The sequence below is a fragment of the Streptomyces pseudogriseolus genome, assembly GCA_002154585.1.
Taxonomy (GTDB): domain Bacteria; phylum Actinomycetota; class Actinomycetes; order Streptomycetales; family Streptomycetaceae; genus Streptomyces; species Streptomyces pseudogriseolus.
The window spans coordinates 1-10483 of record MUNG01000244.1 but is presented as its reverse complement, the minus strand read 5'-3'; the positions used below and the strand labels follow the sequence as shown (position 1 = coordinate 10483).

The window sequence follows — 10483 nt, the reverse complement described above, 5'->3', positions numbered from 1 at the left end:
CCGGTGCGGTCGCGCACCGGGGCGGCGACGCAGGACACGTCCGGGTTGGACTCGCGGCTCTCCACCGCCACGCCCCGGGTGCGGATCCCGGCGAGGGTCTCGCGCAGGACGGCCGGGTCGGTGATGCTGTTCGGGGTCATCGCGGCCAGCTCCGCGCCGTCGGGGAATCGCGCGGCCAGTTCCTGTTCGGGGAGGGAGGCCAGCAGCATCTTGCCGACGGAGGTGCAGTGCGCGGGGAGCCGGCGGCCGGCGGCCGACACCATCCGCACCGCGTGCGTGGAGTCCACCTTCGCGATGTAGATGACGTCGGTGTCCTCCAGGATCGCCACGTGCACGGTCTCGTCGCAGGTCTCGGCGACGGACCGGGCGACCTGCTGGCCCTCGGCGGCGAGGTCCAGGTGCTCGGCGTAGCGGGCGCCCAGCTGGTACGGCCGTACGCCCAGCCGGTAGCGGCCGGGCTGGCCGGCGACCGGGACGATGTACTTGCGGGCCGCGAGCGTGGTGACCAGCTCGTGCACGGTGGTGCGCGGCAGCTGGAGCTTGCGCACGATGTCGGGGGCGGAGAGCGTGCCGTCCCCGTCGAGGAAGAGCTCGAGTATGTCGAGAGCCCGGGTCACGGCAGGTACGAGTCGTCCCACGGCCGGCCCCCTCCTAGCTGTCTCGGCGCCTGCGTTCGATATACCAACAGACGATCGGCATGACGAACACAGGCTAGCCACAGCGCGCCTCGGGGGGCAACGCCCCGGCAGGGGCCCGCACGGCCGGCGTACGCGGGAGCCCCCGGTGGGCGACGATGGGTCACGTGCCTTCCGGACGACGCCCACCCGAACCGTTCACCCCGTTCCACTTCCAGCTGGTGCTGCTGCGCCGCATGGCCGACCACAACCCCGGCCCGGTGGAGGACGCCCGGCGCGCGCTGGGCGCCTCCCTCGCCGACATGCGGGAGGCCAACCGGCGCTGGCAGGCGATGGTCCGCTCGCCGCGCCCCCGCCCGGCGCTGTCCCGGTACCGGTCGGTGCTCGGCGAGCCGGAGTCACGCGCCCCGCGCCGGGTCGGCGACCTGGACTGCGAGGCGTGGCAGTGGCCGGTGCCGCTCTGGCCGGACCTGCGCTTCGAGGTGCTGACCCCGGCCGGCGGGGGCCCGGTGTGGAACGAGTGGCTGGTCCGCGCGCCGGACACGCCCGCGCCCGCGCTGCGCACGCTGGAGGACCTCACGCCCTGGTCGTGCACGGTGGACGAGGCCGCCCGCGCCTTCGCCCCGGCCCGCCCGCTGGAGGGCTCGGCGCCCACCCGGTGGGGGCTGGCCTTCACCGCCCCGGACGCGCGGGGCCGGCGTCACGAGGTCGTCGCCGAGTTCACCTGGGGGCTGCTCCAGCGGACGGCCGTCAGCTCTCCGCCGCCCCGATGATCCGCTTCACGACGGCGGGCAGCGACCCGGGGTGCAGCCACAGGAACAGGTTCGGCTCGACCAGCTCCAGCTCCATCACCCGGGGCCGTCCGTCGTCGCCGTCCACCAGGTCCACCCGCGCGTACAGCAGCTCGGGCGCGCCGGGCACGGCCGCCAACGCGGCTTCCGCCACGCCGAGTTCGTCCGCCGTGGGGGTCCAGCGGGTCAGCCCGGGGTGGGCCGTCTTCCGCTGGTCGTAGGGGGTGCCGGGGGCGAGGACCGGCCCCTTCCTGCTGGCGTGCAGCGGCTTCCCGCCGAAGAACTGGAGCGCCCGCTCCCCGCCGCTGTCGACGGCCCGCATGTACGGCTGCACCATCGCGGTGAAGCCGTCGTCGTGCAGCCGCCGGACATGCCGTACGGCGGTGTCGTGCTCGTCGGGGGTGTAGCGGGCGGCGAACCGGGCGCCGGCGCCGGAGGCCGGCTTGACCACGAACTCGCCCCCGGCGGTCGGGAGTTCCACCAGGTCCCCGGGCGCCAGGTACCGCGTCTCGACGACCGGCACCCCGGCCGCGGCGAGGTCCGCGAGGTAGCGCTTGTCGGTGTTCCAGCGCACCACGTCCGCCGGGTTGGCCAGCCGGGTCAGCGCGCCGCAGCGCTCGGCCCACGCGGTGAACTCGGCCGCCCGCCAGCTGTAGTCCCAGGTGGAGCGGATCACGGCGAGGTCGAACCGGGCCCAGTCGACGCGGTCGTCGTCCCACACCTCGGCGGACGCCTGCGCCCCGGCGTCGTTCAACGCCCGCACCAGCACCGGGAGATCCCGGTCCTCGGCCACGTCGGGCCCGTCCGCACAGGTCACCAGCGCGACACGCACCACGCCGCCTCACCCCTCCCACGATGCTCCCGGCTGCCAAGGAGGCTAACAACCTGGCAGGGGTGTGCGGCTAGCGGTCCTCCTCGGGGTCCCAGTCGAGCAGGCGGACCTTGGCGACGGTGCGGACATGGCGGCGCATGGCGGCGGCGGCCTGGCGGGGGCGGCCCTCGGCGATCGCGTCGAGGATCGCCCGGTGCTGGGCCAGCGAGCGGTGGGGGCGGCCGGGCTGGCGCAGCGACTCGGTGCGGCTCTCGGCGATCTGCTCCGCGATGGAGCGCATGAACTCCGCGAGCAGGGCGCTGTGCGCGGCCGCCGTCACCGCCGCGTGGAACCGGCGGTCGCCCTCCACCCCCGCGCCGCCCGCGTCGATCTCCTCGGCCATGTGCGCGAGCGCGGACCGCATCGCGGTCAGGTCGTCGTCCGTGCGCCGTTCGGCGGCCAGTTCGGCGAGCTTGGTCTCCAGGGCCTCCCGCGCCTCCAGCACGTCGGGCAGCCGGCGGCGCCGCTCCACCATCCGCTCGACCGGCTCGGTGTCGAGGCTGTCGCGGACCAGGTACGTGCCGCCGCCGTGCCGGGCCTCGACCAGCCCCTGCACCTCCAGCACGACGATCGCCTGTTTCACGGAGGCGCGGCTCACGCCGAGCCGCTGGGCCAGGTCGCGCTCCGGCGGGAGGCGGTCCCCGGCACGCAGGCCGCCCTCGGCGACGTACTGGCGCAGCCGGTCCAGCACTTGCTCGTACAGGCGCTGTCTCGCCATCGGGCGCAGGGCGTCGGTCACGGCGGTCCCCCTCTCGCCGGGAGATTAGCACCGGGGTGCCGCGAGTGGCCGAGTGGCTGAGCCAATTCATGCGCGACCCCTTGACGCGCCTCCGCGGGGGCCGCACGCTGTGCGACCGAACGGATTACGCCATTCCAGCGCCGCAAGTGGTTCAGCCACTCAGCCACTCGGGAGCCCGCATGTCCCCCGAACTCCTCTCCGTCCTCGTCCTCGCGGTGGTGTTCGTCATCGCCACCACCCGCTCCGTGAACATGGGGGCGCTCGCCTTCGCCGCCGCCTTCGGGGTCGGCACCCTCGTCGCCGACCTCGACGCGGACGGCGTCTTCGCCGGCTTCCCCGGTGACCTGTTCGTCGTCCTGGTCGGCGTCACCTACCTGTTCGCCCTGGCCCGCGCCAACGGCACCACCGACTGGCTGGTGCACGCGGCCGTACGGGCGGTGCGGGGGCGGGTCGCGCTGATCCCGTGGGTGATGTTCGCCCTGACCGGCGCGCTCACCGCGATCGGCGCGGTCAGCCCGGCCGCGGTGGCGATCGTCGCGCCGATCGCGCTGAGCTTCGCCTCCCGGTACGGCATCAGCCCGCTGCTGATGGGCGCGATGGTGGTGCACGGCGCCCAGGCCGGCGGTTTCTCGCCGATCAGCATCTACGGCTCGATCGTCAACGGCATCGTGGAGCGCGAGAAGCTGCCCGGCAGCGAGATCACCCTGTTCCTCGCCTCCCTGCTGGCGAACCTGGTCATCGCGGCGGTGGTGTTCGCCGTGTGCGGCGGCCCGAAGCTGTGGCGGCAGGGGGCGGTGGTGGAGACCGGGACCGCGGTGGCGAAGGGGGACGCGGCGAAGGGCGACGTCGGCGCTGACAGCGGCTCGGGCAGCGGTGCCGGCGGCAGCGGAACCGGCGGTGCGGGCACCCGTACCGCGCCCGCCGCGACGGTCACCCGCACGGACGCCGTCCCGGCCGCCGCCGTCCCGCTCACCGCCCCGGTCGTCGCCACCCTCGTCTGCCTGGTCGCCCTGGTCGTCGCCGTCCTGGGCTTCGACCTGGACGCGGGCCTCACCGCCATCACCCTCGCGGTCGTGCTCAGCACCGTCTGGCCGGACGACAGCCGCCGCGCCGTCACCGAGATCGCCTGGCCGACCGTCCTGCTGATCTGCGGCGTCCTCACCTACGTCGGCGTCCTGGACGAGATGGGCACCATCACCTGGGCCGGGGAGGGCGTCGGCGGCATCGGCGTCCCGCTGCTGGCCGCGGTGCTGCTCTGCTACATCGGCGCGATCGTGTCCGCGTTCGCCTCCTCCGTCGGCATCATGGGCGCGCTGATCCCGCTCGCCGTGCCCTTCCTGGCGCAGGGCGAGATCGGCGCGGTCGGCATGGTGGCCGCGCTCGCGGTGTCGGCGACGGTGGTGGACGTCAGCCCCTTCTCCACCAACGGCGCCCTGGTCCTCGCCGCCGCCCCCGACGTCGACCGCGAGCGGTTCTTCCGGCAGCTCATGGCGTACGGCGGGATCGTCGTCGCGGCGGTCCCGGCGGTGGTGTGGCTGGTGATGGTGGTACCCGGCTGGGGGTAGGACACCCTGGACCCGGCGGCCACCGGCAACGGCGACCACAGCGACCACGGCAACGTGACGACAGCGACGACAGCGACGACAGCGACGACAGCGACCAAGGAGTACGACGCGTGTCCTCTCTCTTCCCGGCCCTCACCGACGGCCCGGCCGGCGCCCATGCCGGCCGTCCCGCCCTGCGCTTCGGCGAGCGCGCACTGACGTACGGGGAACTCGCCGCCGCGGCCGGCGCGGTGGCCGGGGACCTCAAGGGGGTGCGCCGGGCCGCCGTGTGGGCCACGCCGACCCTGGAGACGGCCGTCGCGGTCACCGCGGCCCTGCTCGCCGGAGTGGTCGTGGTCCCGCTCAACCCGAAGTCCGGCGAGCGGGAGCTGGGCCACATCCTCGGCGACAGCGCCCCCGACGTGCTCCTCGCCGCGCCCGGCGTCCCGCTGCCCGACGCGTCGGCCGCCCTGCCGCGCGTCGACGTGGACCCGGCCCGCGGCGCCGACCCGGGTTCGGTTCCCGACGACCGGGAGCGCGACCCGGAGGACCCCGCCCTGATCGTCTACACCTCCGGCACCACCGGCCCGCCCAAGGGCGCGGTGATCCCCCGCCGTTCGCTCGCCTCCACGCTGGACGCCCTCGCCGACGCCTGGCGGTGGACCGACGCGGACGTGCTGGTGCACGGTCTGCCGCTGTTCCACGTGCACGGCCTGGTCCTCGGCACGCTGGGCCCGCTGCGCCGCGGCGGCGCGGTGCGCCATCTGGGCCGGTTCACCACCGAGGGCGTGGCCCGCGAGCTGAACGACGGCGCGACCATGCTGTTCGGCGTGCCGACGATGTACCACCGCATCGCGGAGGCGCTGCCCGCCGAACCGGACCTGGTGCGGGCGCTGTCCGGGGCCCGGCTGCTGGTGTCGGGCTCGGCCGCGCTGCCGGTGCACGACCACGAGCGGATCACGGCGGCGACCGGCGCCCGGGTCGTCGAGCGGTACGGCATGACGGAGACGCTGATGAACACCAGCGTCCGCGTCGACGCCGAGACCCGCCCCGGCTCGGTCGGCGTGCCGCTGCCCGGCGTCGAACTGCGGCTGGTCGAGGAGGACGGCACCCCGGTGACGTCGTACGACGGCGAGACGGTGGGCGAGATCCAGGTGCGAGGGCCGAACCTGTTCACCGAGTACCTCAACCGGCCCGACGCGACCGCCGGGGCGTTCACCGCCGACGGCTGGTTCCGCACCGGTGACATGGCGGTCCGCGACCCCGGCGGCGACGTCCGCATCGTCGGCCGCAAGGCCACCGACCTGATCAAGAGCGGCGGCTACAAGATCGGCGCGGGCGAGATCGAGAACGCGCTGCTGGAGCACCCGGGCGTCAAGGAGGCGGCCGTCACCGGGGAACCGGACGCCGACCTGGGCGAGCGGATCGTGGCGTGGGTGGTGCCGGCCGATCCGCAGTCCCCGCCCGGCCTGGAGGAACTGGCGGGCCATGTGGCCGCGCGCCTCGCCCCGCACAAGCGGCCCCGTGTCGTCCGCCATCTCGACGTGCTGCCCCGCAACGACATGGGGAAGATCATGAAGCGGGCCCTGACCCATGGCTGACCGCGCCTCGGCACGCGAGGCCCTTGCCCTGGTCACCGGCGGTTTCACCGAACTGCCGTACCCGGAGCGGGAGTCGGCGCCGGACGGCCCGCTCGGCTGGCCCGGCTACGACGCCGCCCGCGCCCGCGCTGCCGCACGCACCGGCGAGGACGAGTCCGTGGTCTGCGCGGTGGGGGACGTCGAGGGCGCCCGGGCCGTGCTGATCGCGTTCGAGTTCGGTTTCCTCGGCGGCTCCCTCGGCGAGCGCACCGGCGACCGTCTGGAGGCCGCGTACGCGCACGCCGTGACGCACCGGCTGCCGCTGGTGTCCCTGGTCGCCACCGGCGGCAGCCGTATGCAGGAGGGCATGCTCGCGCTGACCCAGCTCCAGCGGGTGGCGCGCGCGTCGGCGCGCGCCCGGGAGGCCGGGCTGCCCCTGATCGCGGTGTTGCGCGACCCCACGACCGGCGGCGGATGGGCCACCCTGGGCGCGGGCGCGGACGTCGTGCTCGCGCTGCCCGGCGCGCAGGTCGGCTTCGCCGGCTCCCGGGTCCGCCCGCCGGGCGCCGACCCCGCGGCGTACACGGCGGAGGCGCAGGTCGCGGCGGGCGCGGCGGACGCGGTGGTCCCGCCGGAGGAGCTGCGAGCCACTCTCGGCCGCTGGCTGCGCCTGCTGACCCGCCCGTCCTCCGACCCGGCCCCGCCGCCGTACGCGCTGGGCGCGGCGGACCTGCCGGCCACCGGCTGGGACGCGGTCGGCCGCGCCCGCTCCCCGCACCGCCCGCGCGCCGCCGCCTATCTGGACGCGTACTTCACCTCACGCGTCACGCTCTCCGGCGACCGCTGCGGCGGCGCCGACCCCGACGGCATGCTCTGCGGCTTCGGCGACCACGAGGGCCGCACGGTCGCCTACGCGGCGCAGACCGGCACGGCCACCCGTCCCGCCGGCTACCGCACGGCCGCCCGCCTGGTCCGGCTGGCCGACCGCCTCGGCATCCCGGTGCTGACCCTGGTGGACACCCCGGGCGCGGCCAACGACGCGGAGGCGGAACGGCAGGGCGCGGGCCCGGCCGTCGCGGACCTGTTCGCAGCCGTCGCCGCCGCCCGCACCCCGCTGACCACCCTGGTCATCGGCGAGGGCGGCTCCGGCGGAGCACTCGCGCTCGCCGCGCCGGACAACACCTGGGCCACCCCGGAGAGTTACTTCTCGGTGATCGCCCCGGAACTGGCCGCGGCCATCCTGAAACGCCCACCGTCAGACATCCGCCCCACGGCGGACGCCCTCCGCATCCGGCCGCAGGACCTGGTGGAGCTGGGGGTGGTGCGGGGGATCGCCGGACCCGAGGGTGCCTGAGCCGTCAACTCCGCCGACACGAACGCGATGTCACCGGACAGGGGTCGCTTCGAGAGTCACGACGATCGGGCGACATTCCGACTGCCGTCCGTGACAATGGAGTTCGCCTGGTGTTCACGGATCGCACGGGGGAGCACGCCACGCCATGGACGGACTGATGGAGTTCAAGACCGATGACGGCGCCGTCGTGGTCGTCGAGGGAGTCGAGGACGAGTCGGGGGCCAGGCTGGTGGCGCGCGAGGACGGTCCGGCCCGGGCGGCCCGTACCTTCGAAGGCGCGCTGGACGGGGTGCGCGCGGCGGCCGCGTCCGCGCTCCGGGTCTTCCGGGACGGTTCCCTGCGGCCCGACTCCGTGGAACTGGAGTTCGGAGTGAAGCTCACCGCGGAATCAGGCGCGGTGATCGCCAAGGGAGCCGCGGAGGGGCACCTGGTGGTCCGGCTGAGCTGGACACCGGGGCAACGGCCCGCCCCGGGTGCGGAGACCACCGCGCCGTGACCGGTGGCACCGCCTGGCACGCCCGCGTCGAGTGCGGCAGCGAGGTGGGCGCGGGCTTCCTGGTCTCCGGCCGCCACGTCCTGACCTGCGCCCATGTGGTGCGCCGACGGGAGTCGTCCCCGGTGGTCGTCAGCTTCCCGGCCGACCGTGAGCTGACCGGGATACCGGCGACCGTCACCGTGCACGGCGGCTGGCAGGGCGGCCCCACCGACCAAGGTGACCTCGCCGTACTCGACCTCGGCCGTGAGGTCCCTCTCCAGCCGGCCGAGTTCGCCGCGCCCTGGGAGCACCAGGGGAACAACGAGCTGATCGCGTACGGCTTCCCCAGGGGGTACGACGAGGGCATGCTCGCCTCCTACCGGGCGCTGCCAGGACCGCTGATCTACGGCGAGTGGGCACAGCTGGAGGCGACGACCGCGCACGGACAGCCGCTGGCACCGGGGTTCAGCGGGGCTGCGGCGGCCCTGGCGGACGGCCGGGTCGTGGGGATGGTGTCGACCGTCGCGGGCGGCAAGGACGTCCGGGTGGGCCGGATGCTGCCGACGCAGGTCATGGTCCGCTACTGGCCCGAGCTCTGTGAGCTGATGCCCGCCTCCGGCCATCCGCCGCAGACGGTACGGCGGCTCAACGTACTGGTGCGGCGGGCAGCCGCCGAGGGCCTGGACTGCTCCCCGGACCGGTTGTACGTGGACGCTGTCGGTCCGTTCGGGCCGCCGCTGCCCGAGGGTGGGTTCACCTCGCTGGGAGCCGCGGCCGGCTACGTGATGGGAGAAGTGCCGGACACGGACGCGGTGACCCGGTTCGCTGACCGGTTGGGTGACCTGCTCGACGCACCGCCCGCCCCCCGCGCCGTCGCGCCCGGGTGGTCTCCGATCCTGGTCGAGATCGAGCACAGCGGCGCCGGCGCGGACCAGGTCACCGTGGAGGTCTCCGCCTGCCGGGACGGCCACCGACGGCGGGTCGACTCCCGGCGGATTCCGCGCAGCGCCGTACGCGAATTCGTGCAGCAGCGGATCGACGCGGCCTTCGACCATCTCGCGCCGGACGCGCAGGAACTGCTGGCATTCGTGCTGCCTCGTGAATGGCTCAACGAACCAGTGGCGCACTGGGAGTGCGGCCCTGAGGACTCCACCCCGCTGGGCTGCGCCCATCCGCTGGTCGTGATGGACCGATCCCGGCACCGCAGCGGGCGGCTGCGGCACCAGCTGACGAAGACGTGGCAGCAGTTGGAAGCCCGCCCTGCGGCTCCACTGCACCGCGTCGACTGCGGCGGGCGGGAGCGCCCGGCGGGCCTGCGCAAGCGACTGCGCGACGAAGACGTCGGCCTGGCCGGGTTCTCCTACCCTCCCCACGCGGCCCGCCCGAACTTCGAGGCCGGCCTCAACACCCCGGTCCCCGTGCTGCTGTGGCCCCGTACCGGATGCACCACCCCAGGACACGACGGCCCCTGTGCGGGCACCACATTCCTTGACGAACTCACCGACGGCGTCGCCGGCGTCCCGCCCGCCGAGCTGCCCCGCCACGTCATGAACATGCGGGAGACCGCCGAGGCGGACGACGACCCGGACCGTCACTGGGCGAAGGACGTCCAACTGCTCTGGGACGACCCGCGCTGCTTCCCCCAGCCCGCCGCCAGTCTGCACTCCCCCGTCCGCTGAAGCGCCGTCAGGATCCAGGAGAGAGTTCCCATGCCCCTGTGGCCCGTCTACACCGGCAGCAACGAACCCCACGACGGCATCGCCGAACTGCCGCCGCCCCCGCCCTGGCGGGCCTTCGACGGGGCCCCGGTGCTTCCGAGCCCGGACGGGTCCGCCGACACCGCTGCGGTCTCCCCGGACCGCACCCACCGGGCCGCGACCTACCGGCCCACCGAGGAGACGGTCCAGCTCGTCAACGCCGCCCTCTACCTGCGCCGCCCTCTGCTGGTCACCGGCCCGCCGGGCACCGGGAAGTCCTCACTGGTCTACGCCGTCGCCCGCGAGCTGAAGCTCGGGCCGGTCCTGCGCTGGAACATCACCAGCCGCTCCACCCTGCACGACGGCCTCTACCAGTACGACCCTCTCTCCCGCCTCTACGCCGCCCGGAACGCCGTCCCCACCGGCTCCGGCATCGAGGACCACCTCCGCCTCGGTCCTCTCGGCACGGCCCTCCTCCCCTACGACCGCCCCCGCGCCCTGCTCATCGACGAGATCGACAAGAGCGACCTGGATCTGCCCAACGACCTTTTGAATGTGCTGGAAGAGGGCCAGTACGAGATTCCCGAGCTGATCCGCGGCGCCCGGGACACCCCGGCCGCCGAGGTGATGACGGACGGCAGCGACCAGCGGGTCCCGGTGGAGCGCGGCCTGGTTCGCTGCAGGGCCTTCCCGTTCGTGGTGCTCACCAGCAACGGCGAGCGCGAGTTCCCGCCCGCCTTCCTGCGCCGCTGCGTCACCCTGCGGCTGCGCCAGCCCGACGACGCCCGGCTCGCCGA

General features: G+C 74.6%; 10 protein-coding genes. 7 read left to right on the top strand and 3 right to left on the bottom strand.

From position 1 onward, the window contains the following. A partial coding sequence (locus CCN29_RS21850; protein WP_086683888.1) for an IclR family transcriptional regulator occupies positions 1–638 on the bottom strand: 638 nt, incomplete at its 3' end. 155 nt (positions 639–793) lie between these two features. On the opposite strand from CCN29_RS21850, the gene CCN29_RS21845 reads away from it, so the two are divergent. Further along, on the top strand, positions 794–1408 hold the full coding sequence (locus CCN29_RS21845) for a hypothetical protein (protein WP_086683885.1): 615 nt from the start codon (positions 794–796) through the stop codon (positions 1406–1408). Here CCN29_RS21845 and CCN29_RS35415 read toward each other — a convergent pair. Further along, positions 1386–2261 (bottom strand): ATP-grasp domain-containing protein, encoded by an 876-nt coding sequence (locus tag CCN29_RS35415; protein ID WP_086683883.1) that lies wholly within the window; start codon positions 2259–2261, stop codon positions 1386–1388. The genes CCN29_RS21845 and CCN29_RS35415 overlap by 23 nt on opposite strands. Positions 2262–2328: 67 nt before the next feature. Beyond that, positions 2329–3036, bottom strand: coding sequence for a FadR/GntR family transcriptional regulator (locus CCN29_RS21835; protein WP_031018782.1), 708 nt, complete (start codon positions 3034–3036; stop codon positions 2329–2331). A 179-nt stretch (positions 3037–3215) separates the two neighbouring features. Here CCN29_RS21835 and CCN29_RS21830 point away from each other — a divergent pair, with 179 nt between their 5' ends. The 6 genes from CCN29_RS21830 to CCN29_RS21805 all read left to right on the top strand — a co-directional run. Further along, entirely contained in the window at positions 3216–4601 is a 1386-nt protein-coding gene (locus CCN29_RS21830; protein ID WP_031059995.1) for an SLC13 family permease, read from the top strand. A 110-nt stretch (positions 4602–4711) separates the two neighbouring features. Further along, a complete protein-coding gene (locus CCN29_RS21825; protein ID WP_086683880.1) occupies positions 4712–6181 on the top strand; it encodes an acyl-CoA synthetase in 1470 nt (489 codons plus the stop codon). Further along, positions 6174–7514, top strand: coding sequence for a carboxyl transferase domain-containing protein (locus CCN29_RS21820; RefSeq protein ID WP_086683877.1), 1341 nt, complete (start codon positions 6174–6176; stop codon positions 7512–7514). The genes CCN29_RS21825 and CCN29_RS21820 overlap by 8 nt, the downstream gene beginning before the upstream one ends. A gap of 145 nt (positions 7515–7659) precedes the next feature. Continuing rightward, entirely contained in the window at positions 7660–8010 is a 351-nt protein-coding gene (locus CCN29_RS21815; protein WP_086683874.1) for a CU044_2847 family protein, read from the top strand. Then, a complete protein-coding gene (locus CCN29_RS21810; protein ID WP_086683871.1) occupies positions 8007–9668 on the top strand; it encodes a VMAP-C domain-containing protein in 1662 nt (553 codons plus the stop codon). The genes CCN29_RS21815 and CCN29_RS21810 overlap by 4 nt, the downstream gene beginning before the upstream one ends. A gap of 30 nt (positions 9669–9698) precedes the next feature. After that, positions 9699–10483, top strand: a 785-nt coding sequence (locus CCN29_RS21805; protein WP_107481723.1) for an AAA family ATPase, incomplete at its 3' end; no start/stop codon positions are given.